Genomic DNA, 24,902 nt, shown 5'->3' on the forward strand with positions numbered 1-24,902 from the left:
CTACAGGTGGATAGCAGATTCAAGCCGCAATCGCCGGCCGCATCGGCACCTGCTGTTTTTCCGGAACCGCCCCGAACAATGCCTTCTGCACCGCCTGCTGCGCTTCGAACGCCAGCGCCGCGCGTTCGCGGCCTTCGCAGGCGATCGGTCTGAGCAGGTGGATTTCCACGTCGCCAAGGTCGTTGGCGAACAGGCGCATCAGGTGCGACAGCAGGTCATCGTCGCCAATGAACGGCGCCAGCGAGCACACTTCGCCTTCGCGCAGGTAACGAATGGCCACCGGTTGCAGCTTCACCTGGGAATCGATGGCCGCCGACAGCAGCCGGCCATGGAAGGTGCGCAGTGAACGGCCGTCGGTGGTGGTGCCTTCCGGAAACATCAGCAGCGGATGGGCGTGTTCGAGATGGCGGGTCATCTGCTTGCGGATCAACTGGCTGTCGCCCGAACCGCGACGGATGAACAGACTGCCGGCCTTGGCCGCCAGCCAGCCCGCCACGGGCCAGGTGCGCACTTCGGCCTTGGACAGGAACGACAGCGGCGTGAGCATGCCCAGCAGTGGAATGTCGGTCCAGGACACGTGATTGCTGACCCAGAGCATCGATTCCTTCGGCAGTTCACCGTGTACGGTCACGCGAAAGGGCAGGGCGTTGGTCAGGCGGGCCATGAAGAACCGCGACCAGCGCTGCCGACGGCTCATCGAATGAGACATGCCCAGACGCTCGAACACACCAAAGACACTGGCCATGCCCAGCCCCAGTGTCACCACCGCCAGGACTCGCGCGATCCGCGCGTACACCCGCAGGCGGCTCATTACACCGCCGCCTTGAAGTGCCTGGCGTAGCGCGGGCAGAGTTCGTCGCGTTTGAGCAGGATGAACACGTCGGCGACCTGGAAGTCTTCGTCCCAGCAGGGCTCGCCGCAGATCTTCGCGCCCAGGCGCATGTAGGCCTTGAGCAGCGGCGGCATTTCGGCAATGACGTTGGATGGGATGTCCAGCGCCGGCAGCGGCTTTTTCGGCTCGGCGCGCAGGTGTTCGGTGCACAGGTAGCGTTCGCGCAGGCGCTGCATGATCGCATGGGCCTGAACGCCGCCGTCCTGCATCGGGATGCTCGCGCAACCCATCAGGTAGCTGTAGCCGCCCTGGTTCAGCACTTCGGCCAGCTCACCCCAGAGCACGGCAATGGTGCCGCCGTTGCGGTAGGCCGGGTCGACGCAAGTGCGACCGATCTCCAGGATCGGGCCCTTGAGGTGGACCAGGCCGTGCAGGCTGAATTCTTCTTCGCTGTAAAACTTGCCCAGGCTGCTGGCGGCCGTGTGGTCGAGCAGGCGGGTGGTCGCCACCAGGCGCCCGGTGTTCAGGTCGCGCACGCCGATGTGGGCGCAGTGAGCGTCATAATCATCCATGTCCAGACCCAGCTCCGCGCCTTTGAGCTTGGCGTCGAATTCACCGCTGAATACGTTGAAGCGCAAGGCCTGGGCCTCCTGCAGGGCTTTGGCGCCTACCAGGCGTTCGGCTTGCAGGCGGCGTTCATTGCCGGTGTCGCTGATGCGGGCGATCTGAGTCATGGCGAATCTCCGTGCGGGCTGCTCACCCGTCTTTGGGTTACAGCGGATCGACTTTCTTTATCCAGCCTTGTTGTGCAAAGTCAGGCTATGTAGCCCCGGTGTCATCGCCGTTAAACTTTGGTGATGCTTGTATGACAGCCTTCAAGGAGCCTTCCATGCCCTGGCAAACCCTGTTGCAACGCCGTGATCGTTTAACCGCCAGCTCGGATCTGAGGGAGGGATTCGCGACCCTGTTGCGTGAGTTGGGGACGGTCACGCCGTTCGAGCTGGCGGTGGCCGGCGGGCGCCTGATGGCGACCCCGGGCCTGGCCTTCCTGGTGGGTTATCAGGCGGCGTTGCGCATGCTCTGGCCCAGCGCGCCGTTGAGCCTCGGCGCTTTGTGTGCCACCGAGCGGCGCAGCCTGCGGGCGGCGGACATGCAGACCCGCCTGAACGACCTGCGCCTGAGCGGGCGCAAGGATTTCGTCACCGCCGGCGATGCGGCCGACTGGCTGCTGGTCGCGGCCCGCAGCGAAGCGCCCGGCACCGATCCGCGCCTGAGCCTGGCGGTGGTTTACCCCGGCGAGCCCGGCGTGCAGGTCGAAACACTGCCGCCCATGCCGCTGATGCCGGACATCCACCACGGGCGACTGGTCCTGGACCATGCGCTGTGTGAATTGCTCGCGGGGGATGGCTGGGACGCGTACGTCAAACCGTTCCGCACCCTTGAAGACCTTTATGTGCTGAGCGCCATGGGCGCCTGGCTGTATGGCGTCGGCCAGGACTGCGATTGGCCGCAGGCCTTGCAACTGCGTCTGCTGGCGTTGCTGGCCGGCTGTGCGGAAGTCAGCCGCCAGGCGCCGAACAACCCGTCCGGGCATGTGTTGCTGGGCGGTTTGTTCGCGCAATTCGACGGGCTCAAGGCCGAGGTGAACCAGGCTCTGGCCGATGGGCCGCCGCAGTGGGCAGCGATGTGGCAGCGCGATCAGGCAGTGATGGACCTGGCGGCAGGGGCCAGGGCAAAGCGCTTGGCCAAGGCACTCGCGATGGCGGCGGGATGAATTACACACATTCCAAAACTGTCATCAACCTCAGCTAACCTCACCCCGCCCATTCCCAGAGCCCCCGCCATGTTCAAAGGCGTGTCCCTGCTGTTCCTCTTGCTGCTGAGCCTCAGCACCCAGGCCGATACCTGGCCCGGCGAGCAATGGCCCACCACACCGACGCCCACCGGCCCAGCCCTCCAGGCGCTTGAGGCCTATGCCTTCCCGCCCCGCGACGATGCGCAACGCACAGGCGTGCGCACCGACGCCCTGCTGGTGATCCGTGACGGCCATTTGATCTACGAGCGCTACGCCGGCCCGACTCACGCCGACACCCCGCACCTGACCTGGTCGATCAGCAAGAGCCTGATGGCCACGGTGTTCGGTGTGGCCTATGGCGAGGGCCTGTTCAAGCTCGAGGACCCGGCGGCCAGGTTCTACCCGGCATTGGCCGCGCATCCCGCGATCACCCTGGCCGACCTGCTGCACTGGGCTTCGGGCCTGGACTGGCAGGAGGACTACGAATACGCGCCGTTGAAGTCTTCGGTGGTGGCGATGCTCTACACCCGTGGCCAGCAGGACATGGCCCGGTTCACCGCCGATCATGCTGTCTACGCGCAACCCGGTCAGGCGTTTCGTTATTCCAGCGGCGACAGCAATCTGCTGTCCGCCGCGCTGAAAACAATCGTTGGCCCGGCGCGTTATCCGGACTACCCCTGGACGGCGCTGTTCGAACCGTTGGGCATTCGCCAGGCGGTCTGGGAAACCGACGCCACTGGCACGTTCGTCGCCTCGTCCTACGCCTACCTCACCGCCCGGGACCTGGCGCGCATCGGTTTGCTGATGGCCCGCGCCGGCCGTTGGCGCGACCGGCAATTGCTGCCCAGGGAATGGATCGCCTTCAACCGTCAACCGTTCGAACGCTATAAGGCCCATCAGGACGAAGCCGTGCCGGGCGGCCACTGGTGGCTCAATCGCTCGGCAGATGGCGCGGCGCAACCCTGGCCCGACGCCCCGGCCGACACCTTCGCGGCACTGGGCCATTGGGGCCAGGCCCTGTACGTGATCCCCAGTGAACAGTTGGTGATTGTGCGCTACGGCGATGATCGCGACGGACGTTATCGGCACAACGAACTGCTCAAGCTGGCGCGCCAGGCGTTCGCCGGGACGGTGCAACCATGACTCGCCGCCATTTTGTCCGCCGTCGACCCTTTGTCACGCTGGGGCTGATCCTGCTGGTCGTCCTGCTCGGCTGGGGCTGGCAGGAGCGGGTGGCGCTCTGGTCTTTTCCCGACATCATCAGCGCCTACACCGCCAAGGAATATTGCTCGTGCCGCTATGTCATGCACAACGACGCAGCCTATTGCCGTGGCTATGTGAAACAGTGGCTGCCCATCGGCCGTTTTACCGATGACCCCGCCGATAAACGCGTGTCGGTCAGTGGCCTGGGCCGCAGCAACAGTGCGCAATGGGTGGGCGAGCGTCAGGGCTGCCGATTGAATTTCTGAGTCGCGGCACGGGCCGCAACCGCTGGCAGTTTGCAACGGGCGCGCGGGCGGTTAAGGTTCGTGCAGGTTTATCTGCCCCACGAGTCTTTATGTACAAACGGTCCCTCTGCAAAACCCTCGCCGCTGTGCTGTTGGCAGGCGCCGCGTGCTCAGCCCAGGCCAATTGGTACCTGGACGGCGAGTCCTCGCGGCTGTCGTTCGTCAGTACCAAGGACGCCAACGTTTCCGAGGTTCAGCGTTTTCTGGTGCTGCACGGCAAGGTCAGCCCCAAGGGGCTGGCTGAGGTCGAAGTCGAGCTGGAGTCGATCTACAGCGGCATCCCCTTGCGCGACGAGCGCATGCGCAAGGATTTGTTCGAGATCGAGCGCTTCCCCGAAGCGGTGATTTCCGCGCAGATCGATTTGCGTCCGATCAACGATCTGGCCTCTGGTGCGCAGCTGGAATTGCGCCTGCCGGTGACCGTCGATCTGCACGGCAAACAACATCAATACAACGCCGAGCTGCTGGCCACCCGCCTCGACGATCGGCGTTTTCAGGTGGTGACCCTGGAGCCGCTGATCATCAACGCAGCGGACTTCGATCTGGCGCCAGGCCTGGAGGCCTTGCGCAAGACCGCCGGTTTGTCGGCCATCAGCCTGTCGGTGCCGGTGGGTGCGGTGCTGATCTTCACGGCGCGCTGACATGCAAGGCGCGATTTTTCCCTGGCGTGAAGGCAATCGCTTCGAACTGCTGATCGACGGTCCGCAGTTTTTTCCGCGGATGCTGGTGGCGATTGCCCGGGCCGAGGAACAGGTCGAGCTGGAGTTGTACCTGGTGGAGGCGGGCGAGTGCGCCGAAGCCATGGTTCAGGCCCTGGTCCAGGCGGCCGAGCGAGGCGTGCGGGTGCGCTGCCTGTTCGACGATTACGGCAGCCTGGCGTTCAACCTGACCTTGCGCCAGCGGCTGCTGGCGGCGGGGGTGGAACTGCGTTTCTACAATTGCCTGAGCTGGCGGCGCTGGGTGGCTAACTTCTATCGCGATCACCGCAAGCTGTTGCTGGTCGATCAAAGCCTGGCGGTAGTGGGCGGGACCGGTGTCACCGATGAGTTCTGGTTGCCCAGCGAAAACACCAGCCAATGGCACGAAGTCATGGTGGAAATCACCGGCCCGCTGGTGATCGACTGGCAGTTGCTGTTCGACCGCCAGTGGATCGCCAACCGCCACCCGCGAGCCTGGAAACCCACCGCGCATTTCGGCTTGCCGCGACTGCCGCGCGTACCGTCCACGGGCGAGGGCATGGGGCGCGTGGCCTACGCGGACGCGCGTCAGCACCGTGACATCCTGCAATCGCTGGTGCGGGCGCTGAACAGCGGCCAGCGCCGAATCTGGCTGGCCACGCCGTACTTCCTGCCGACCTGGAAAGTGCGTCGCTCATTGCGCCGGGCGGCCGGTCGCGGGGTCGATGTGCGCCTGTTGCTGACCGGCCCGCGCACCGATCACCCGTCCGTGCGCTACGCCGGACACCGCTATTACCCGCGCCTGCTCAGGGCCGGGGTGAAAATATTCGAATACCAGCCCTGTTTCCTGCACCTGAAAATGGTGCTGGTCGATGACTGGGTGAGCATCGGTTCGTGCAACTTCGATCACTGGAACCTGCGCTTCAACCTCGAAGCCAACCTCGAGGCGCTGGACCCGAGCCTGACCCAGGCGGTAACGGCCAGTTTCGAGCAGGATTTTGCCTTGAGCCAGGAAGTCAGCCTGCAGGACTGGAAGCGCCGGCCACTGTGGCGGCGGGTCAAGCAGAGGATCTGGGGATGGGTGGATCGGGTGGTGGTGAATCTATTGGACCGGCGGGGGTAGCCGCAGGTTTTCAGGTCACTCAAAACACTGTGGGAGCGGGCTTGCTCGCGAAAGCGGTGTATCAGTCGACAACTTCGGTGTCTGACACTCCGCTTTCGCGAGCAAGCCCGCTCCCACATTTGTATCGTGGTGTGCTTACAACAACTCAAAACTCTGCTGCGTCACGTCCTGGGAATCCAGGCCGATCTGCACGTTGAACTTGCCCGGTTCTGCGGCGTACTGGAGCTGGGTGTTGTAGAACTTCAGGTCATCCTCGCTGATGGTGAAATGCACAACCTTCTCTTCACCGGCCTTGAGCATGATTTTCTGGAAGTTCTTCAGTTCCTTGAGCGGACGGATCATCGAGCCGGTCACGTCCTGGATGTACAGCTGCACCACGGTTTCGCCGTCACGCTTGCCGGTGTTTTTCACCGTGACACTGGCGTCTAGCTTGCCGGTCTTGTTCAGCGTGGTCGATGACAGGGCCATGTCGCTCAGGCTGAAGCTGGTGTAGCTCAGGCCGTAGCCGAACGGGAACAGGGGACCGGTGGTGTCGTCGAAATACTGCGAGGTGTAGTTGCCCGGTTTGCCCGGCGTGAAAGGCCGGCCAATGCTCAGGTGGTTGTAGTAGGTCGGAATCTGCCCCACCGAACGCGGGAAGGTGATCGGCAGTTTGCCCGACGGGTTGTAGTCGCCGAACAGCACGTCGGCGATGGCATTGCCACCCTCGGTGCCGCTGAACCAGGTTTCCAGGATCGCGTCGGCCTGCTGATTCTCCTCGAGAATCGACAACGGACGGCCGTTCATCAGCACCAGCACCAGGGGTTTGCCGGTGGCTTTCAGGGCGCGGATCAGCTCACGCTGGTTTTCCGGGATGTTCAGGTCGGTGCGGCTCGACGACTCGTGGGACATGCCACGGGACTCGCCCACGGCGGCGACGACCACGTCAGCCTCCTTGGCCGCTTTCACCGCTTCGTCGATCAGCACGTTGGCCGGACGCGGGTCATCCACCACTTCCGGAGCATCGAAGTTGAGGAAGTTCAGGTAGTCGAGGACCTTCTTGTCGCTGGTGATGTTGGCGCCACGGGCGTAGATCAGCGTCGATTTGTTGCCCATCACATGGCTCATGCCGTCGAACAGGGTCACCGATTGCGCAGGGCGACCGGCAGCGGCCCAACTGCCCATCATGTCGATCGGCGCCTTGGCCAGCGGACCGACCAGAGCGACTTTCGCGGTCTTCTTCAGCGGCAGGGTTTCGTTGCTGTTTTTCAGCAGCACCAGGCTGCGACGGGCCACGTCACGGGCATCGGCGCGGTGCAGGCGGCTGTCGGCGTAGGTGTCCGCCGGATCGTCTTCGGCCTTGCCGATGCGCAGGTACGGGTCCTTGAACAGGCCCATGTCGTACTTGGCGTCGAGCACCGCACGCACGGCATTGTCGATGTCGCTTTGCTGTATCTCGCCGGACTTGAGCAGCCCCGGCAGTTCCTTGCCGTACAGGGTGTCGTTCATGCTCATGTGGATGCCGGCCTTGATCGCCAGCTTCGCCGCCTCGCGACCGTCGCGTGCGACGCCGTGCTTGATCAGCTCGAAAATCGCCCCGTGGTCGCTGACCGCCAGGCCCTTGAAGCCCCAATCCTTGCGCAACAGGTCATTCATCAACCAGGTGTTGGCCGTGGCGGGTACGCCGTTGATCGAGTTCAGGGCCACCATCACGCCGCCAGCACCGGCGTCGATGGCCGCGCGGTACGGTGGCAGGTAGTCCTGGTACATCTTGACCGGGCTCATGTCGACCACGTTGTAGTCGCGACCGCCCTCGACCGCGCCGTACAGGGCGAAGTGTTTGACGCTGGCCATGATGCTGTCGGCGGCGTTGGCACCGGCGCCCTGGAACGCCTTGACCATCACCCCGGCAATGCGCGACACCAGGTAGGTGTCTTCGCCGAAACCTTCGGAGGTGCGGCCCCAGCGCGGGTCACGGGAAATGTCGACCATCGGCGCGAAGGTGATGTCGAGGCTGTCGGCGGCGGCTTCCTGGGCGGCAACGCGCCCGGAGCGGCCGATGGCGTCCATGTCCCAGCTCGAGGCCAGTGCCAGCGGGATCGGGAAAATGGTGCGGTGGCCGTGGATCACGTCATAGGCGAAGAACATCGGGATCTTCAGCCGGCTGCGCATGGCCGCGTCCTGCATCGGACGGTTTTCCGGGCGGGTGATCGAGTTGAACGTGCCGCCGATGTTGCCGGCGGCAATCTCCTTGCGGATCAGCTCCCGGGGCATTTCCGGGCCGATGCTGATCAGGCGCAACTGGCCGATTTTTTCATCGAGGGTCATCTGCTTCATCAGGTTGCTGATGAAGGCGTCCTTGTTCTCCAGAGGCGGAGCTGACGTAGCGGCCAATACGTTATGACTGGCCAGGCTGACGAGCAGACCCAGCAAACACAGCTTCTTCATGAATAGTTATCTCAAAGGCCTAAACGGCAGTCGATACACGCCGATCAGCCAAAAGTTGGGGAGCGACTATTGTTGTTCAGGTAAATGCAGCAAACTTCTGCAGTTTTTTATGCTGGTGCATCTTTTAGCCCATCGGCGGGATGCAATCCAGTGCGGTGGCCGATTATGCCCGAACAGTGGTTCAGCGGGTGGCTGGGTTGACGGTTCAATGGATGAGGCAAGGGAGCAAAATCAGATGAATGTACGACACCACACCCGATCGGGCCTGCAGGCGGCCGTCCTGCTGCTGTTGAGCACCTTGCTGGCCGGTTGCGGCATCAACAACATTCCGACCCTGGACGAGCAGGCCAAGGCGGCCTGGAGCCAGGTGCAGAACCAGTATCAGCGTCGCGCCGACCTGATCCCCAACCTGGTGGAAACCGTCAAGGGCTACGCCAGACACGAAGAAGAAACCCTGACCGCCGTGATCGAGGCCCGGGCCAAGGCGACGTCGATCCAGGTGGACGCCAGCACCCTGGACAACCCGGAACGCCTCAAGCAGTTCCAGCAGGCACAGGACCAGTTGACCGGCGCCCTGAGCCGTTTGATGGTGGTGTCCGAGCGTTACCCGGACCTCAAGGCCAACCAGAATTTCCTGGCGTTGCAATCGCAACTCGAGGGCACCGAGAACCGGATTGCCGTGGCGCGTCGGGATTTCATCCTGGCGGTGCAGAACTACAACACCGAAATCCGTACCTTCCCGGGGCGCTTGTGGCACACCGTGATGTACAGCGACCTGCCGATCCGTGAGACCTTCGAAGCCACCCCCGGTGCCGAAAAAGCACCCGAGGTGAAGTTCTGACCGCAGCACCACGGATGAGGTAGTCCATGCGCGTGTTGAAAGTGGGCCTGGTGCTGCTGTTCTGGGCGTTTGCCCTGACGGCCCAGGCCGAACTGAAGTTTCCCGAGTTGACCGGCCGGGTGGTGGACAACGCCCGGATGATCGAGCCGTCGGTGCGTGAGCAGCTCACGCAACAGCTCGCCGCCCATGAAAGCGCCACGGGCGAGCAGTTGGTGGTGGTGACCCTGGCGGATTTGCAGGGCGCCGAGATCGCCGATTTCGGCTATCAGCTCGGCCGTCATTGGGGCATCGGGCAGAAGGACAAGAACAACGGCGCGCTGCTGATCGTGGCACGCGATGAGCGCAAGTTGCGCATTGAAGTCGGTTACGGCCTGGAAGATCGCCTGACCGATGCGCAGAGTTCGGTGATCATCAATCAGGTGATCACCCCGGCGTTCAAGGCCGGCAATTTCAGCAAAGGTATCAGCGACGGGGTCGCGGCGATGCTGGTGGTGTTGGGCGGCAGTGCGCTGGATGAGCCGTCGACCCTCCATGAATCGGGTGGCGGGCAGGACGATTTCATGTCCCGGCATCCGGGGATTTTCGTGTTCCTGGTGATGCTGTTCATCCTGACGATCTTCGTCCTGCAGATGCTCGGTATCCTGCCGGCCGGCCGAGGCGGATCCGGCGGTTCCGGTGGCGGCTTTGGCGGTGGTGGTTTTGGCGGCGGTGGTGGAGGCGGCGGCTTCAGCGGCGGCGGGGGCAGTTTCGGCGGCGGCGGGTCGTCGGGTGGCTGGTAATCATAATAATCGATGGGCATTTTCAACATGGCACTACTGACCGAACACGAACAACGCAAAGTCGCCGAGGCGATTGCCCGGGTCGAGCGCGACACCGACGCCGAACTGGTAACGGTGCTCGCCGCCCGCGCCGACGACTATGCGTACATCCCGTTGCTGTGGGCCAGCCTGCTGGCGCTGGTGGTGCCGGGTGTCGTGCATTACCTGACGGGATGGCTGACCATGAACAGCCTGCTGCTGGTGCAGTGGATCACCTTCATCGTGCTGTGCCTGCTGTTTCGACTGCCGAAGGTCACCACGCACCTGGTCCCGCGTTCCGTGCGTCACTGGCGTGCCTCGAACCTGGCGCGTCGGCAGTTCCTGGCGCAGAACCTTCACCACACTGTGGGCAGCACCGGCATGCTGATTTTCGTCTGCGAAGCCGAGCGTTATGTGGAAATCCTGGTGGATGAGGGGATCTCCAGTCGGCTGGATAACCAGCATTGGGCCTCCATCGTGGCGGCGTTCACCCAGCAGGTGAAGCAGGGCCAGACGTTGCAGGGTTTCGTCAGCTGCGTCGAGGCCTGCGGCGAGTTGCTCAAGGTGCATGTGCCGGTGACCCAGGTGCGCAATGAGTTGCCGAACCGGTTGGTGGTGTTGGGCTGATCGTCGCTCCCACATCTGACGGTTGTTGACCGCAGGGTTTGTGCCGTTCGGGAAAATACCCGTGCCCTCGATCCCTATCCCCCCTAAAATGCCCGCCATTCCCGATTCGCTCCGCCCGAGGCCGTTTTCTCCATGTCTGTTACCGCCACACCCCCCAGCCTCGCGCCGGACCACCACGCCCAGTTCATCGAGCTGCTGCTAGGCAGCCTCGACGCCAACGCCTTCATCAAACTGGTGTTGGCCAAATACGTTGGCGGCGAAGCGGACCTGCAACGGCTGATCATCAAGCCGCTGACGGTCAAGGACCAGCCGTGTCTGTCGTTCGTCTACCGCTACAAGACCCGCGACATCACCAAGAACCTGCCGTTGGCCGAAGGCGTGGCGAACATCGCCGCGCTGTTGCCAACTTCGTTCAAGAATGCGCATTTGTTGGCGCTGACCGACGAAGTCCAGCTCGAATACAGCAAAAAGGGCAAATCTTCGCTGTTCAAGAGCAAACCCCAGCAATTGCGTGAAGTGCCCACCGCCGGCCATGACCGCGAGAAAAACCGCTTTCTTGACCTGAACCGGCCGTTTCTCGCTGACCTTGGCGTGACGAACAGCAAGCACGAGCTGATCCCGGCGATGTCGCGCAAGTGGAAACAGATCAACAAGTTCATCGAAGTCTTCAGCCATGCGCTGACGTCTTCACCGCTGGCGCTGGACCAGCCGGTGCGGGTGGCGGACTTCGGTTCGGGCAAGGGCTACCTGACGTTCGCGATCCACGACTACCTGCGCAACACCTTGCACGCACCGGGTGAAGTGACCGGCGTCGAGTTGCGCGAGGACATGGTGACCCTGTGCAATGCCGCCGCAGCGAAACTGGAACATCCCGGGCTGGTGTTCAAGTGTGGTGACGTGCGCAGCGTGGCACCGAGCGAACTGGAAGTAATGATTGCGCTGCATGCCTGCGACATCGCCACCGACTATGCGATCCACACCGGTATCCGCTCCGGCGCGTCGATCATCATGTGCTCGCCGTGCTGCCACAAGCAGATCCGCCTGCAAATCCAGAGTCCGACCTTGCTCAAGCCGATGCTGCAATACGGCCTGCATCTGGGCCAGCAGGCGGAAATGGTCACCGACAGCCTGCGCGCGTTGTTCCTGGAAGCCTGCGGTTACGAGACCAAGGTGTTCGAGTTCATCTCCCTGGAGCACACCAACAAGAACAAGATGATCCTGGCGGTCAAGCGCGCCGAGCCGGTGGACCCGGCCCAGTTGCTGGTGAAAATCCAGGAGTTGAAGGATTTCTACCGCATCACCGAGCATTGCCTGGAAACCCTGCTGCGCGCAGACGGTTATCTCTGACCCCTGTAGGAGCGAGCATGCTCGCGATGGTGGCACAAACACCGCTGGGTGTCAGACAGCCAGCGTCATCGTTGACGACCATCGCGAGCATGCTCGCTCCTACAGGAGTACGTCAGGAGTACGTCAGGTGGCGACGGGTGTCGGTTTGACCGCCGTCTTGCGCCCCAGCATCACGGTGACGATCACCCCGACCGCAAACAGCCAGGTGATGGGCTCGACGTGTTCGCCAAAGAACAGCGCCGAAAACGCGATGGTGAAGAAGATCTGCAGCAGCTGGATCTGGCTGACCCGGGCAATTCCGCCCATCGCCAGCCCGGCGTACCAGGCGAAGAAGCCGATGAACTGCGAGAACAGGGCGACGTAGCCAAACGCCCACCAGGTCCTGGCCGACACCTCGCCCTGGTGTTGCAGCGCCAGGTACAGCACCGGCCCGATCAATAGCGGCGTCGACAGCACCAGCGCCCAGCAGATCACCTGCCAGCCGCCCATTTCCCGGGCCAGCCGACCACCTTCGGCATAGCCCAGGCCCCCCAGGCCAATTGCGCCGAGCATCAGCAGATCGCCCGCCTGAATGCTGCCGGCACCACTGATCAGCGCGTAACCGAGTACCAGTGCACTGCCCAGCGCGGCGCAGGCCCAAAAGGCTTTCGACGGTCGTTCGTGGGACAGCCAGGCGGCGTATAGCGCCACACACAGTGGTTGCAGGCCGTTGACCAGTGCGCCGTGGGACGCCGGCAAGGTTTGCATGGCCCAGGCCGAGAGCACCGGGAAACCGAGGATCACCCCGGCGATGACCAGGGTCAGGCCTTTGAACTGTTTCCAGGTCGGCCACTTTTCCCGGCGCCACAGCAACAGGAGCGCAGCCGGAACCGCCGCGAACAGGGCGCGACCGAGGCCGTTCAACAGCGGGTGCAGTTCCTGCACGACCACCCGGGTAAAGGGCAGGGTGAGGCTGAAAATCACAACGCCCAGCAGGCCGAGGGCCATGCCGGTGTTTTCGCGCGAGGACATGATGGCAACCAGAACTCAGGGTGGCGGGGGAAGTGTTCATCTAGCCACAAACCCGAAGTTTCACCCTGTTACAGATGAGCACAGAGTTATCCGTACAGTTTGAGGGCCCCATCGCGAGCAGGGCTCGCTCCCACAAGGGTTGGGTGTCGTACGCAAGTCCAGTGTGGGAGCGAGCCTGCTCGCGATGAACGACAACGCGGTCCCGAAGTAGTAGCTGGTTATTACCCACCCCGCTGGATAAGGGCTACCTTCAATACTCCCAAGCATTCCCCAGAGGAGTCCTCCCCATGGCTGCCAAGAAAATCCTGATGCTGGTTGGCGATTACGTCGAAGACTATGAAGTGATGGTGCCGTTTCAGGCGTTGCTGATGATCGGTCACACCGTGCACGCCGTCTGCCCGGACAAGTCCGCCGGCCAGACCGTGCGCACCGCGATCCATGACTTCGAAGGCGACCAGACCTACAGCGAAAAACCGGGTCACCTGTTTGCCTTGAACTTCGATTTCGCCAAGGTCACCGAGGCCGACTATGACGCGCTGCTGATCCCCGGCGGTCGGGCGCCGGAATACCTGCGCCTGAACGAAAAAGTCCTGGCGCTGGTGCGGGCGTTCGACAAGGCCGGCAAGCCGATTGCGGCCGTGTGCCATGGCGCGCAACTGCTCGCCGCAGCGGGCATTCTCGAGGGTCGCGAGTGCAGCGCCTACCCGGCCTGTGCGCCGGAAGTGCGCCTGGCGGGCGGCACGTTCATCGATATCCCGGTGACGCAGGGTCACGTTCAAGGCAATCTGGCGACAGCTCCGGCCTGGCCTGCGCACCCGAGCTGGCTCGCGGGTTTCCTCGGGTTGCTGGGCACGACAATCACGCTGTAACGAGGGGCAATGTCATGTGCGAGCTTTACGTCAAGGCCGATCCGATTCTCTACGAGTCGCGCTCCCGCTCGCTGCGCATCTGCGGGGTGGTGACCACTCTGCGGCTGGAGAATCAGTTCTGGGACATCCTCAGCGAAATTGCCGAGGTCGACGGCATGACCACCAACCAGTTGATCGCCAAGTTGTATGAAGAGGTGATGGACTATCGCGGCGAAGTGGTGAATTTCGCCTCGTTTCTGCGGGTGAGCTGCACCCGCTACCTGAGCCAGCGTCGGGTGCAGATGCCTGAATTGTCGGTGGTGCGGACGGCAGTCAAGTAAGGTGCTCCGCGAATGATCGGTGCACCTGTACCTCCAGTGGCGAAACCACGCGGACGGTCTTTACTGTCAGACGATGTTCAGCGGATCAATCGACAGGAGCAGCACCATGTCCGGATGGTATGAGTTGAGCAAAACCAGCATTGGCCAGTTTCGCTTCGTGCTGAAGGCGGCAAACGCCGAAACCATTCTGAACAGCGAGCACTACACCACCCGCAGCGCCGCGGAAAACGGCATTGCCGCGGTGCAGAAGAACAGCCCGCTGGATGAGCGCTACGAGAAAAAGACCACCAAGGACGGTCATCCGTACTTCAACCTCAAGGCGGCCAACCACGAAATCATTGGCAGCAGCGAAGCCTATTCTTCCGAGGCGGCACGGGACAAAGGCATCGCCAGTGTCAAGGCCAATGGCCCGACCACGGTGATCAAGGACAAGACCTTGCCGGTGCTGTAAAGACGGTGGGAGCGAGCCTGCTCGCTCCCACCCGTCGACTCAAACCTCGACAGGCACCGCCAGCTTCGGATCGCCCAGCGCATGGGTCTTCGAATCGAAGAATCGCAGCTCGGAGCCGGTCCCCTCGAACACCTTCGCGTAATGCCGCTTCTGGTGCTGGATGAAGGCCTTGCTGCGTGGATAGATCGAGATCGCCAGCTGTTGCGGTTTTGCCTGGCGCAATGCGTGAATGAGGTGGCTGTCCTGCTCCCCCAGCGCATGTCCGAAGACGCACAACCCCTCGCCATGCGCCAGTAACTGCTCATAGCAGAACGACAGATAATCCGAACTGCGAATGGTCTTGAGCTTGTCGGCGCTCGACCCTTCGTTGATGAACAGCGGCACATCGTCCAGCGTCTTGATCGTGTTGTTGATCGCAAAGCTGCCGAGCAACGTCGCCTCGGTGGAGGTCAGTTTGCGCGCCGTGCCGTCCTGGTTGCGCACCAGGTGCAGGCCGCCGTGCAGGTACAGCACGCGGGTTTTATCGGTGGCCGTGGCGCTCAGGTCAAAGCCCGGCTCGGCACCCCGGAACAGATCGTCGAGGGTGTCGGGCTGATGCTGGAGTGCCCAATGGGTGAGCAGGTCGTAGTTGCTGGTGAACACCGTGCGGTAACGTCCCAGCTCCTGATTGAGGGTCGCCAGTGTGGCCGGTTGAACCAACCGCCAAGGAATGTGCACGGCATGTACGCTGTTGATCAGTGCTTCCTTGATCGCGTAGTAGCGATTGCGCGGCGCGGCGGAACTGACGGCCAGGGCCTTGTTGACCCGGCTGGTGGTTTTCAGCGCGCCCAGCACCTGCTCGAAACTGCGCGTCTGCAGGGCATCGAACACACTCAGCTCGGAGGGGCTCAAGGGCTTTTCTTCGACCGTACGGGCGTTCTCGAACAGCGAGTCATAGCCAAAGTCGTCCCATACCGCGCGACTGGCACCGTTACCCAGCAGCAAACCGCTGATCGAGACGCTGGCGCGCAAGGCGTTCCAGTCTTCAAGTTGGGCATCGACATCCTGAAAATCGGTCATTGCGGGGCTCGTCAAAAAAAACAAAGGTCAGATGGGCGGCGACTTTATCACGACCCGTACTTGAGCCAGATCAAGTCAATCATTGGCCGATGGGTCGATGCTGCAGGTTGCCGCCGGATCGAACAGGCGATACGGCCCAGACCTGGAGACTCGCGCATGAGCAGCACCTTTTTCATCCCCGCCGTGAATATCATGGGTAACGGTTGCCTTGACGAAGCAATGGACGCTATCCGCAACTACGGCTTTCGCAAGGCGCTGATCGTCACCGATGCGGGGCTGGCCAGGGCCGGAGTGGCGGCGATGATTGCCGAGAAACTGCGGATGCGCGACATCGATTCGGTGATTTTCGACGGTGCCAAGCCCAACCCGAGCATCGCCAATGTCGAGAGCGGCCTGGGCCTGCTCAAGGAAAGCCGCTGCGATTTCGTGGTGTCGCTGGGTGGCGGCTCGCCCCATGACTGCGCCAAAGGCATCGCGTTGTGCGCGACCAACGGCGGGCAGATCCGCGATTACGAAGGCGTCGATCAGTCGAGCAAGCCACAACTGCCGCTGATTGCCATCAACACCACCGCCGGTACCGCCAGCGAAATGACCCGCTTCTGCATCATCACCGATGAAACGCGCCACGTGAAAATGGCCATCGTCGACCGCAACGTCACGCCGCTGCTGTCGGTCAACGACCCGGCGTTGATGGTGGCCATGCCCAGGAGCCTGACCGCCGCCACCGGCATGGACGCCTTGACCCATGCCATCGAAGCCTACGTGTCCACCGCAGCCAACCCGATCACCGACGCCTGCGCGCTGAAAGCGATCACCCTGATCAGCAACAACCTGCGCATGGCCGTGCGTGACGGCAGCGATATCGAAGCCCGGGAGAACATGGCCTACGCGCAGTTCCTCGCCGGCATGGCGTTCAACAACGCGTCGCTGGGTTACGTGCACGCCATGGCTCACCAACTGGGTGGTTTCTACGACCTGCCCCATGGCGTGTGCAATGCCGTGCTGTTGCCCCATGTGCAGAGCTTCAACGCCGTGGTCTGCGCCGAACGCCTGACCGATGTCGCCCATGCCATGAGTGCCGACATCCGAGGTTTCAGCCCGGAAGAGGGCGCCCAGGCCGCGCTCGCCGCGATCCGCAGCCTGGCCAGGGACGTCGAGATTCCTGCCGGCCTGCGGGCACTCGGCGCTCGCCTGACGGACATCCCGACCCTGGCCAGCAACGCCTTGAAAGACGCCTGCGGCCTGACCAACCCGCGCGCGGCGGATCAGCGTCAGATCGAGGAGATTTTCCTCAGCGCGTTCTGACCCGATCCAGCCCCGAACACCCATGGATGGATCGGGGTTGGCAGCGTTTTGGGTGAAAGGGCACCCTGTGGGAGCGGGCTTGCTCGCGAAGGCGCCGTGTCAGTCGATGCACATTTGCCTGACCCACCGTCTTCGCGAGCAAGCCCGCTCCCACACGGGTATGCGGGAACAGCACTCGCGCGATTGATCCAACAGCATTAGGATCAAGCAGCCGATATTGCTCAAACCGCCCGAGGTGCCCAGCTTGCTCACCGGCCTCAACCACCTGACCCTCGCGGTCAGCGACCTGGCTCGCAGCGTGGCGTTCTATCGCGACCTGTTGCAGCTCCAAGTCCACGCCACGTGGGACGACGGCGCCTATCTGTCGCTGCCCGGTCTGTGGCTGTGTCTCTCCCGGGATCCGCTGCGCAACGCCGAGCCCGCCGCCGATTACACCCATTACGCCTTCACCTGCGGCGCCTCGGACTTCCCCTCGCTGGTTGCGGGTCTGCGTGCCGCCAATATCCAGGCATGGCGCGACAACCGCAGCGAAGGCGCCTCGTTCTATTTCCTCGACCCCGACGGACACAAGCTCGAAGTTCACGTCGGGGATCTGGCGTCGCGGCTGGCGGCTTGCCGGCAGCGGCCCTATGCGGGTATGACGTTCCTCGACGAGCAGTGAGGCGATTTTGGGGGGAGCTGACATAGACTTGCCCCCACTCACCGTCAGCTCGAAAGAATTTCCCCGATGACTCCCTGGCTGTTAATGGCCGTTCTCGCCTCGGGCTTCATCCATGGCATCACGCCTGGCCCTGGTGTGCTGGCGGTATTCGGCATCGGCGCGGCGCGGGGACGAGGGGCCGGGGCGGGTTTTTTGTGTGGGCATCTGCTCGGTGACGTGGTGTGGTGCAGCACGGCGCTGATCGCGATTGTCGGTGCGCGACAGGTCCGCAGCCTTTATCAACGACATAAGCTACTGATCACCCGGTTGTGCGGGGTGATGTTCATCGGCTTCGCGATCAACGCCCTGGTGCATGCCCTGCCGGGGCTGATGCCGAAAAAGGCCCGAGGCATGACCACCAGAAACTCCGCGCCACTGGCGAGTAACATCGATCTGCTGCTGGACGTCGTGTGTGCGGTGGACAAGCAGGGGCGCAGCACATGGCCCAATACGATCATCTGACCCAGCTACCCAACCGCGAGCTGCTGCGTGACCGGCTCCAGGCCTCGCTGACCCTGGCCAGGCTGGACGGCGGACTGATGGCGCTGCTGTATGTCGATCTGGACCGCTTCAAGGAAGTCAACGACACCCACGGTCATGGGGCGGGCGATATGCTGTTGCAAGCGGTGGGCAATCGGCTCAAGGGTTGCGTGCGCGACACCGATACCGTAGCGCGCATCGGTGGCGATGAATTCGTCGTGCTGCTGCACAGCATCCGTGCGGCGGAAGATGCCGACCGTGTTGCCGCCAAGATCCGTGTGGTGCTGGCGCAACCGTTGCGGTTGGAGGGCTACAGCCTGCACATCCAGCCGAGCATTGGCGTGGCTCATTTTTCCGAACACGGCACCGAGGAAAAGCAGTTGTTCCGGCATGCCGACGAGGCCATGTACTGCGCCAAACGGCAGAATCACCTCGGTGATAAGACCTGAATCCGGCGCGCCGTTCGTCGTTTCATGCGCTTATTTTTCTAAACCTTTGGCGTGATGAAAATTCTCAACTAAGGCGGGCTCCTGCTCGCCGCGATCATCATCAAGAGGTAGAGAATCATGCCTAACTCAAGAAACTCGAACTCGGGCAATTTCGCCAACGATCGAACCAAGGCGTCTGAAGCGGGTCGCAAAGGTGGGAAAACTACCACCACGACCGTCGATAAAGAGCCAGCGAAATCCGAAACGGAACGCAAAGGTGGTCAGAAATCCAAGTAGTGGTGACAGTAGTTTGATTGAGAGGCGGGAGCGAAAGCTCCCGTTTGAATGTTCATTTGAGGAGGGCGAGACCATGAGCCGGATGGCCACCCGATTACGCAACGCCGGATTTGCCACCTTGCTGGGCCTGTGTGCGAACAGCGCTTTTGCCCAGTCCCCCGCAGAATTCATCAACGAAGCCTCAGCCAAAGGCATGGCCGACATCGAGGCCAGCCGCCTGGCGCATCAGAAGTCCGAATCCAAAGAGGTCAAGGACTACACCATCGTCGTGATCAACGACCGCACAACCGCCAACCAGCATCTGGCGAAGATTGCCAAGCAACTGGATCTGCCGGTGGCGCCACGCGAAGAAGTGGTCGACAAGGCCAAGACCTTGATGCCCGATGTGAAAGAAGGTGCAGCGTTTGACCAGGACTATGCCGCCAATCAGGTGAAGACCACCCAGGAGGCGATCGAGCAGTTGCAGCATCAGGCCCAGACCACCGATGTGCCGGAGATCAAGGCATTTGCCGAGGAAACCTTGCCCAAACTGCAGAATCATCTGCAGATGGCCAGGGCGCTGCAAGCCAGCCGCTGAGCACGCGCGACAGGTTGGGAATACGGCGGCGCGTGACTGACATCACGCGCCGTTTTTTGTGTTCAGCAGTCATTCAGGTCGATTTTTTTCTTGCTACTGCTCGCCAGGCCCGCCAGCGCATGCACTTCGTTTTCGCCCATGCTGCGATAGTGTTTGCGCAGCGCCTCCAGTTGCTTGAGATCGAGCAGCTCCAGACCCAGCATGGCGTTTTGCGCTTCCTTGTTCACCCGCAACAACTCATCGATCTTCAGGTGCAGGATGTCGGTGTCGCGGTTCTGCGTGTTCTGGATCAGGAACACCATCAGGAACGTGATGATGGTGGTCGAGGTGTTGATGATCAGCTGCCACGTATCGTTGTAATCAAAAATCGGCCCGCTCAAGCCCCACAATCCGATCAGAATCAGCGCGCCCATGAACGTCTTGGGGCTACCGGCCCACAGGGCGAGCTTCTGCGAGATCTTTGCGAATTTCATTGCCGTGTTCCTTATAGGGATGCGCCTGAAGGTGAGACAGCGCGGGCGGGATGAAAATTCTGCTTACATTTGCAGCCTTGAGGAGCGGGCAAAGCGCGCTTGAACAGGTATGTTTAGCGAACCGGTATTTCGCACCGACAGGAGAACCCGATGACCTGGTCTGCCAAACAATACGTTGCCTTTGAAGATGAACGCACACGCCCGGCGCGTGACTTGCTGGCGGCCCTCCCGCCGGGGGACGTGCGTTCGGCCATCGACATCGGTTGCGGTCCTGGCAACTCGACGCAGTTGCTGGTCGAGCGCTTCAGCGGCGCCACGGTGCGTGGCGTCGACAGTTCACCCGACATGATCCAGGCCGCCCGCAAACGGCTGCCGCACGTTCAGTTCGACACCGTCGATATCGGCAGTTGGAACGACAACGGCCCGTTCGACGTGATCTTCGCCAACGCCGTGCTGCAATGGTTGCCTGATCACCCCAGGTTGCTGCCTTCGCTGGCTGCGCGCCTGACTCAAGGCGGCAGCCTTGCGATCCAGATGCCCGACACCCTCGACCAGCCGTCCCATCGCCTGATGCGCGAGGTGGCCGCTGACGGCCCGTGGGCCGGCAAGTTGGCCGATGCCGCCGGACAACGCACGGACATCGCCAGTGCCAGCGATTATTACTCGATGCTCAAACCGCACTGTTCGAGGGTCGATGTATGGCTGACCACTTACCATCACCCGCTGGCACAAGGCGCTTCAGGCGTGGTCGAGTGGTTCAAGGGCAGCGGTTTGCGGCCGTTTCTGCAGCCGCTCAATGACACGGAAAAAATACAGTTCCTCGAGCAATACCTTGCCGCCGTCGAGCAGGCGTATCCAGTGTTACCGGATGGCTCGGTGCTGCTGCCGTTTCCACGGTTGTTCATTGTTGCGACGCGCTGATGCCAGAAACGGACCGATCATGTCATCGGTCCTTTCTGTTGCTGCTCAGGTACTCGAAAAGAAACGACGCAAAGCCGAACAACCCAATCATTGAAACGATCATGAGCCCCAACTCCGAGTTTTCCATGCTGATCTCTGTGTGGAAAGTGAGTGGGGAGAGTAGGGGATCCGCCGGCGGAAGGGGCGCCGAGATACGCCGTGTTTATGCGCTTGCGAGGAAGTTTACGAGGTCTATACGGCAGGCCGGATCCTGCTCATGAAAACCGGCTGCAGGGAGCCGGTTCGAGCAGGGTTGAACCCGGCACATCAGCGCTGTTGCAGCACCTTGAGGGCCGCCGAAGCCAGAAAACCTGAACGGCTTTTCTCCTCGGGATGATTCAAGACGTATTCGTCGATGCGGTTGAGCAAGTAGCCCGGTAGCGTAATGTTCAGTTTCTGGGCTTTGCCCAGATACCTGGTGACATCGATGTCCACCACCGCCCACGTGCATCCAGCGTACTGCGGGTTGGCAGCATGCAGCGTAACCTTGTTCGCGGGCGCGATTTTTGTATTCCATTTGCGCCTGGTCGGTATTTTCGGATGTTGAGGATGAATCGGTTTTTGGGGGATTGGGGGTTGGCTTGGGTATAGGTGAAGCTCCGATGCTGATCGATTGGAGCCATCACCCTCTCGCTACCAAACGGAGGGTGGCGGCCATACGAAGGTTGGTAGACCGGGCATCGGAACCGGCGCTCCCGGAGGAGCTCTGCGCATGGCCACCAGAAAGCGCCGGCCTAAAGAGGGCCGAGCAAGGTGACACTAATGCGTCGATGCGGAAGGTCTACCAAACCCGATCGCTGCTTTTCCAGCGACCGGAAAACGATAAAACCCACCCCAAAACGCACAAGCCGGCGGATTCTTACGTACCCGTAGGCAACGACGCAAGGTTCTGTAGCTTTCATGAAGTATCCTGGAGGGCGCTTAAACATGAGTTGTTCAAGCCAAATCCCGGGCATGAAAAAACCGGCCGTCGAGGCCGGTTTTTTCTTACCTGCATCCCCGTCGACAGCGACGTGGGAGCAAATTCTTGTGAAGCAACCATTTCTCACGTTGAAGTCGCAACCTACTCCCAAGCCGCAGATACCCAGTGCTGCGACTGCTGTATGACGATTTGTCAGTCAATCTGTATCTAACGTTCGCTCTTTGGCCGCCCTACTATCACCCACTCCATCCAGGTGCACACCTTCGCGATGGCGAAAGTCGTTTGTACTGATTCAGCGGAACTTCCAATTCGTTATCTCTTCCTCCAGGAGTTGCGCCATGCCCGATCTGTCCAGCTTGCTTGCCTACGGTCTGATCTCACTCGGCATGGTGCTGACGCCCGGCCCGAACATGATCTATCTCATCTCGCGTTCGATCTGCCAGGGACGGATGGCAGGACTGATCTCCCTAGGCGGCGTTGCATTGGGTTTCGTCGTTTATTTGTTTTGCGCCGCACTGGGCATCACAGCCCTGCTCCTGGCGGTCCCCTATGCGTATGACGCCCTGCGACTCGGCGGCGCGCTCTATCTGCTCTACCTGGCCTGGCAAGCGATCAAGCCCGGCGGTCGCTCTCCGTTCCAGGTGCGCGATCTGCCCAAGGACAGCCCGCGCAAGTTGTTCATGATGGGCTTTGTCACCAACCTGCTGAACCCCAAAATCGCGATCATGTATTTGTCGCTGCTGCCCCAGTTCATCAACCCCGCCGACCACGGCAGCGTGCTGATGCAATCCATCGTGCTTGGCTGTACGCAGATCGTCATTAGCGTCAGCGTCAATGCGCTGATCGCCATCATGGCGGGCTCTATCGCAACATTTCTCGCAAGAGGGCCTGTGTGGCAGGTCGTGCAACGCTGGATGATGGGAACGGTCCTGGCAGGCTTAGCCGTACGCATGGCTGTCGAAGGGCGGCGCTGAATTCGCACAGCGCGCAAAAGTCATGGGAATAGGGATAGTTCGCTTGGAACATCATTCGTAATATTTCTCGCTACCAGGTCTGTCTATGCCGCTGAGCTTTCATAAAATGCACGCCAATGGCGATGATTTCGTTATCGTGGACTCGCGAAACTCACCCAACCCCATCACCAGCAATGTGGCTCGGCGGATGGGTGATCGGAACCGGGCAGTGGGCTTCAATCAACTCGCAGTGGTACTCGATTGCGATGATGCAGATGCGCGTTTGATGTTCTGGAACGCAGATGGCTCAACGCTAGACGCTTGCGGAAGCGCAACGCGAGGGGCCGCAGATATGCTCATGCGCGAAGCCAATATCACTTCGGTGGCACTGCGTACCAATCGTGGCCTGCTGACTTGCGAACGAACTTCAACCGGCGCCATTTCTGTAAACATGGGAACGCCGCTTACGGCTTGGTCAGATATTCCTCTGGCTCTGGAAATGGATACTTTAGTGTTGCCACTTGCCGATGCCCCAACAGCTTGCAGCATGGGAAATCCGCACTGCACCTATTTTGTGGATGACCTGACAGCCGTTGAGGTAGCGACGATTGGAACGACAATTGAAACCAACCCCTTGTTTCCCTTTGGGACTAACGTGCATTTCGTTCAGATCATTGACCGAAAGCACATCCGGTTGCGTATTTGGGAGCGTGGGGGTGGTATTCCGCTGGGCTCAGGCTCCTGTTCCTGTGGCGCTGCGGTAAACGGAATTCGTCGTGGCTTGCTAGACAATTGCGTTGAGGTTGAATGTGACGGCGGTTCTGTCACGGTTCAATGGGATGGCACGGGTCCCGTCTTTCTTTCCGGGCCGGTGGAGAGGTCTTTTTCAGGAACAGTCACGGATGCTCTATTGAACATGACGTCGGCCTGTTCATCACCGAGTATTGCCAAGGTCAGCTCATTTTGCACGTCAACCAAGCACCCCAGAACAGGCTGCTGAAAAAACGGGTAGCGTCCCCGAACCCCGCGTCATGCAACAGCTTTTGAACTGCCGCCTCAGAATGTGGAGGGTCAGCGCCTTGGAGAATCTTTCCAAGTTTGACTTTCACTTCATCCGGGCTGGCTCCGTGCTGCCGCCAGCGTTGCCCCCAGGCGGCGAGGAGTAAGGGTTGGCTGGCGTAGGCATATTGATTGCCTGCGACAATCAGCGGAGCCCCCGGCTGCTCTTGGGCGCCCCCGCCTGAATCATCCGGCACAGAGCGGCCAGAAAGGTTGGTGGACACCATACTGGCAAAAAGATTTGAAGCCCGAACAAACCTGCATGCTCGGTCCTACTGAAACTCGCCGACAACCTGCGATCAAAAATAAATTCTAGGGAAGCTTGACCTTGGAGAACGATCGTTCTACTCTAGCTTCATGGAAAAGCAAATGACCGAAACACGTGAAAAAATCTTGGCCACTGCCGAGAAGCTGATTTACGAAAATGGTATTCACGCCACTGGCATGGACCTTTTGGTAAGAACTTCCGGCGTAGCGCGTAAAAGTATTTACCGCTATTTTTCCAACAAGGACGATATAGCGGCAGCGGCGTTAAATGCACGCGATGTACGCTGGATGCAGTGGTTCAGAAGCGAATGCGAAAAGGTGGAAACTCCGGAAGGCCGTATTGTTAGTGTTTTTTCTGTACTTAAAGGTTGGTTTGAATCAGACGGTTTTCGGGGATGTGCTTTTATTAACACGGCCGGAGAGGTCGGCGACGTAGATGATCCTATCCGTCATATCGCAAAGCTGCATAAGCAGAAGCTACTCGATTATACGTCCGAGCTGACTGGACAATTAAATATCGAGGATCCTAAGTCCTTGGCGAAGCAGCTTTTTGTGTTGATAGAGGGAACGATAACCGTGGCCCGCGTAATGGGTGATTACACAGCCCTTGATAGTGCAAGAGAAGTTGCAGAAATTCTGCTTGAAGAAGTACAACGTAAAAACGCGTAAAGCTTTAGAAATACTGACTTAAATGAAATCATCCAAAGATTGGAGGCACCACCATGTCCAACGAACAAGCTCGCCCGCCACTTCCTCCTTTCACTCGCGAAACAGCGATTGAAAAGGTTCGACTCGCC

Annotated in this window: 26 protein-coding genes and 5 pseudogenes; 23 read left to right on the forward strand and 8 right to left on the reverse strand. The window is 61.0% G+C overall.

All coding sequences use genetic code 11. The annotated features are described in order from the left end of the window. Positions 1 to 19: 19 nt before the first annotated feature. Both QIW53_RS21665 and olsB read right to left on the reverse strand, forming a co-directional pair. Positions 20 to 811 (reverse strand): lysophospholipid acyltransferase family protein, encoded by a 792-nt coding sequence (locus QIW53_RS21665; protein ID WP_371051644.1) that lies wholly within the window; start codon positions 809 to 811, stop codon positions 20 to 22. Beyond that, positions 811 to 1,566 (reverse strand): L-ornithine N(alpha)-acyltransferase, encoded by a 756-nt coding sequence (gene olsB / locus QIW53_RS21670; protein WP_371051645.1) that lies wholly within the window; start codon positions 1,564 to 1,566, stop codon positions 811 to 813. Before olsB ends, QIW53_RS21665 begins: the two co-directional genes overlap by 1 nt. Before the next feature lie 155 nt (positions 1,567 to 1,721). Between olsB and QIW53_RS21675 the strand changes: the two genes are divergently transcribed. The 5 genes from QIW53_RS21675 to QIW53_RS21695 all read left to right on the forward strand — a co-directional run bounded on the left by QIW53_RS21675 (position 1,722) and on the right by QIW53_RS21695 (position 5,935). Then, positions 1,722 to 2,606 carry an acyl-CoA dehydrogenase gene (locus tag QIW53_RS21675; RefSeq protein ID WP_371051646.1) on the forward strand — a complete coding sequence of 295 codons (885 nt, stop codon included), beginning with the start codon at positions 1,722 to 1,724 and terminating at the stop codon, positions 2,604 to 2,606. A gap of 69 nt (positions 2,607 to 2,675) precedes the next feature. Continuing rightward, positions 2,676 to 3,770, forward strand: coding sequence for a serine hydrolase domain-containing protein (locus QIW53_RS21680; protein ID WP_371051647.1), 1,095 nt, complete (start codon positions 2,676 to 2,678; stop codon positions 3,768 to 3,770). Continuing rightward, on the forward strand, positions 3,767 to 4,096 hold the full coding sequence (locus QIW53_RS21685; protein ID WP_371051648.1) for an amidase: 330 nt from the start codon (positions 3,767 to 3,769) through the stop codon (positions 4,094 to 4,096). Before QIW53_RS21680 ends, QIW53_RS21685 begins: the two co-directional genes overlap by 4 nt. Before the next feature lie 89 nt (positions 4,097 to 4,185). Further along, entirely contained in the window at positions 4,186 to 4,776 is a 591-nt protein-coding gene (locus tag QIW53_RS21690) for a YceI family protein (protein ID WP_371051649.1), read from the forward strand. A gap of 1 nt (position 4,777) precedes the next feature. Further along, the gene (locus QIW53_RS21695) at positions 4,778 to 5,935 is read left to right on the forward strand and encodes a phospholipase D-like domain-containing protein (protein ID WP_371051650.1); all 1,158 of its coding nucleotides are present in this window, start codon (positions 4,778 to 4,780) and stop codon (positions 5,933 to 5,935) included. Positions 5,936 to 6,070: 135 nt separating this feature from the next. On the opposite strand, the gene bglX is transcribed toward QIW53_RS21695, so the two are convergent. Beyond that, positions 6,071 to 8,362 carry a beta-glucosidase BglX gene (bglX, locus tag QIW53_RS21700; protein ID WP_371051651.1) on the reverse strand — a complete coding sequence of 764 codons (2,292 nt, stop codon included), beginning with the start codon at positions 8,360 to 8,362 and terminating at the stop codon, positions 6,071 to 6,073. A 235-nt stretch (positions 8,363 to 8,597) separates the two neighbouring features. On the opposite strand from bglX, the gene QIW53_RS21705 reads away from it, so the two are divergent. From QIW53_RS21705 to QIW53_RS21720, 4 genes are all read left to right on the forward strand, one after another. Continuing rightward, positions 8,598 to 9,203 (forward strand): LemA family protein, encoded by a 606-nt coding sequence (locus QIW53_RS21705; RefSeq protein ID WP_371051652.1) that lies wholly within the window; start codon positions 8,598 to 8,600, stop codon positions 9,201 to 9,203. 26 nt (positions 9,204 to 9,229) lie between these two features. Then, entirely contained in the window at positions 9,230 to 9,982 is a 753-nt protein-coding gene (locus tag QIW53_RS21710) for a TPM domain-containing protein (RefSeq protein ID WP_371051653.1), read from the forward strand. A 27-nt stretch (positions 9,983 to 10,009) separates the two neighbouring features. Further along, positions 10,010 to 10,627, forward strand: a complete 618-nt coding sequence (locus tag QIW53_RS21715; RefSeq protein WP_371051654.1) for a TPM domain-containing protein — start codon at positions 10,010 to 10,012, stop codon at positions 10,625 to 10,627. Between the two features lie 132 nt (positions 10,628 to 10,759). Beyond that, a complete protein-coding gene (locus QIW53_RS21720) occupies positions 10,760 to 11,974 on the forward strand; it encodes a class I SAM-dependent methyltransferase (RefSeq protein WP_371051655.1) in 1,215 nt (404 codons plus the stop codon). A gap of 123 nt (positions 11,975 to 12,097) precedes the next feature. On the opposite strand, the gene QIW53_RS21725 is transcribed toward QIW53_RS21720, so the two are convergent. Continuing rightward, positions 12,098 to 12,985 carry a DMT family transporter gene (locus tag QIW53_RS21725; RefSeq protein WP_371051656.1) on the reverse strand — a complete coding sequence of 296 codons (888 nt, stop codon included), beginning with the start codon at positions 12,983 to 12,985 and terminating at the stop codon, positions 12,098 to 12,100. Positions 12,986 to 13,272: 287 nt separating this feature from the next. On the opposite strand from QIW53_RS21725, the gene QIW53_RS21730 reads away from it, so the two are divergent. The 3 genes from QIW53_RS21730 (at position 13,273) to QIW53_RS21740 (ending at position 14,625) form a co-directional block, all read left to right on the forward strand. Continuing rightward, on the forward strand, positions 13,273 to 13,854 hold the full coding sequence (locus QIW53_RS21730; RefSeq protein WP_371051657.1) for a DJ-1/PfpI family protein: 582 nt from the start codon (positions 13,273 to 13,275) through the stop codon (positions 13,852 to 13,854). A 14-nt stretch (positions 13,855 to 13,868) separates the two neighbouring features. Next, entirely contained in the window at positions 13,869 to 14,174 is a 306-nt protein-coding gene (locus QIW53_RS21735) for a ribbon-helix-helix domain-containing protein (RefSeq protein WP_371051658.1), read from the forward strand. A 106-nt stretch (positions 14,175 to 14,280) separates the two neighbouring features. Further along, positions 14,281 to 14,625, forward strand: a complete 345-nt coding sequence (locus QIW53_RS21740) for a YegP family protein (RefSeq protein WP_201196290.1) — start codon at positions 14,281 to 14,283, stop codon at positions 14,623 to 14,625. A 39-nt stretch (positions 14,626 to 14,664) separates the two neighbouring features. Here the strand turns inward: QIW53_RS21740 and QIW53_RS21745 are convergent, their stop codons facing one another. Next, entirely contained in the window at positions 14,665 to 15,684 is a 1,020-nt protein-coding gene (locus QIW53_RS21745; RefSeq protein ID WP_371051659.1) for a DUF4917 family protein, read from the reverse strand. Positions 15,685 to 15,840: 156 nt separating this feature from the next. Between QIW53_RS21745 and yiaY the strand changes: the two genes are divergently transcribed. The 6 genes and pseudogenes from yiaY to QIW53_RS21775 all read left to right on the forward strand — a co-directional run bounded on the left by yiaY (position 15,841) and on the right by QIW53_RS21775 (position 19,471). Further along, entirely contained in the window at positions 15,841 to 16,989 is a 1,149-nt protein-coding gene (gene yiaY, locus QIW53_RS21750; protein ID WP_371051660.1) for an L-threonine dehydrogenase, read from the forward strand. 244 nt (positions 16,990 to 17,233) lie between these two features. Beyond that, positions 17,234 to 17,650 carry a fosfomycin resistance glutathione transferase gene (fos, locus tag QIW53_RS21755; RefSeq protein WP_371051669.1) on the forward strand — a complete coding sequence of 139 codons (417 nt, stop codon included), beginning with the start codon at positions 17,234 to 17,236 and terminating at the stop codon, positions 17,648 to 17,650. 66 nt (positions 17,651 to 17,716) lie between these two features. After that, positions 17,717 to 18,034: pseudogene (locus QIW53_RS21760) on the forward strand (hypothetical protein); the annotation flags it as partial. 80 nt (positions 18,035 to 18,114) lie between these two features. Then, a pseudogene (locus QIW53_RS21765) lies at positions 18,115 to 18,618 on the forward strand (diguanylate cyclase domain-containing protein); the annotation flags it as partial. A 117-nt stretch (positions 18,619 to 18,735) separates the two neighbouring features. Then, a complete protein-coding gene (locus tag QIW53_RS21770; protein WP_371051661.1) occupies positions 18,736 to 18,894 on the forward strand; it encodes a KGG domain-containing protein in 159 nt (52 codons plus the stop codon). 73 nt (positions 18,895 to 18,967) lie between these two features. Next, entirely contained in the window at positions 18,968 to 19,471 is a 504-nt protein-coding gene (locus QIW53_RS21775; protein WP_371051662.1) for a DUF4142 domain-containing protein, read from the forward strand. A 62-nt stretch (positions 19,472 to 19,533) separates the two neighbouring features. Here the strand turns inward: QIW53_RS21775 and QIW53_RS21780 are convergent, their stop codons facing one another. Then, complete coding sequence (locus tag QIW53_RS21780; protein WP_371051663.1) at positions 19,534 to 19,944, reverse strand: low affinity iron permease family protein; 411 nt, start codon at positions 19,942 to 19,944, stop codon at positions 19,534 to 19,536. Positions 19,945 to 20,094: 150 nt separating this feature from the next. On the opposite strand from QIW53_RS21780, the gene tam reads away from it, so the two are divergent. Beyond that, positions 20,095 to 20,865 carry a trans-aconitate 2-methyltransferase gene (gene tam, locus QIW53_RS21785; RefSeq protein WP_371051664.1) on the forward strand — a complete coding sequence of 257 codons (771 nt, stop codon included), beginning with the start codon at positions 20,095 to 20,097 and terminating at the stop codon, positions 20,863 to 20,865. Between the two features lie 306 nt (positions 20,866 to 21,171). Here the strand turns inward: tam and QIW53_RS21790 are convergent. Then, positions 21,172 to 21,408 (reverse strand): annotated as a pseudogene (locus QIW53_RS21790) (type II toxin-antitoxin system HicB family antitoxin); the annotation flags it as partial. Positions 21,409 to 22,164: 756 nt separating this feature from the next. On the opposite strand from QIW53_RS21790, the gene QIW53_RS21795 reads away from it, so the two are divergent. Continuing rightward, positions 22,165 to 22,800 carry a LysE family translocator gene (locus tag QIW53_RS21795; protein WP_371051665.1) on the forward strand — a complete coding sequence of 212 codons (636 nt, stop codon included), beginning with the start codon at positions 22,165 to 22,167 and terminating at the stop codon, positions 22,798 to 22,800. An 85-nt stretch (positions 22,801 to 22,885) separates the two neighbouring features. Continuing rightward, complete coding sequence (gene dapF, locus QIW53_RS21800) at positions 22,886 to 23,779, forward strand: diaminopimelate epimerase (RefSeq protein WP_371051666.1); 894 nt, start codon at positions 22,886 to 22,888, stop codon at positions 23,777 to 23,779. On the opposite strand, the pseudogene QIW53_RS21805 reads toward dapF, so the two are convergent. Beyond that, a pseudogene (locus QIW53_RS21805) lies at positions 23,733 to 24,011 on the reverse strand (SAM-dependent methyltransferase); the annotation flags it as partial. The gene dapF and the pseudogene QIW53_RS21805 overlap by 47 nt on opposite strands. Positions 24,012 to 24,195: 184 nt before the next feature. Between QIW53_RS21805 and QIW53_RS21810 the strand changes: the two are divergent. Further along, positions 24,196 to 24,774, forward strand: coding sequence for a TetR/AcrR family transcriptional regulator (locus QIW53_RS21810; protein WP_442439654.1), 579 nt, complete (start codon positions 24,196 to 24,198; stop codon positions 24,772 to 24,774). 53 nt (positions 24,775 to 24,827) lie between these two features. After that, positions 24,828 to 24,902 (forward strand): annotated as a pseudogene (locus tag QIW53_RS21815) (DUF1348 domain-containing protein); the annotation flags it as partial.

Origin of the sequence: Pseudomonas fluorescens (assembly GCF_041354075.1) — a bacterium.
Classification (GTDB): Bacteria; Pseudomonadota; Gammaproteobacteria; order Pseudomonadales; family Pseudomonadaceae; genus Aquipseudomonas; species Aquipseudomonas fluorescens_CE.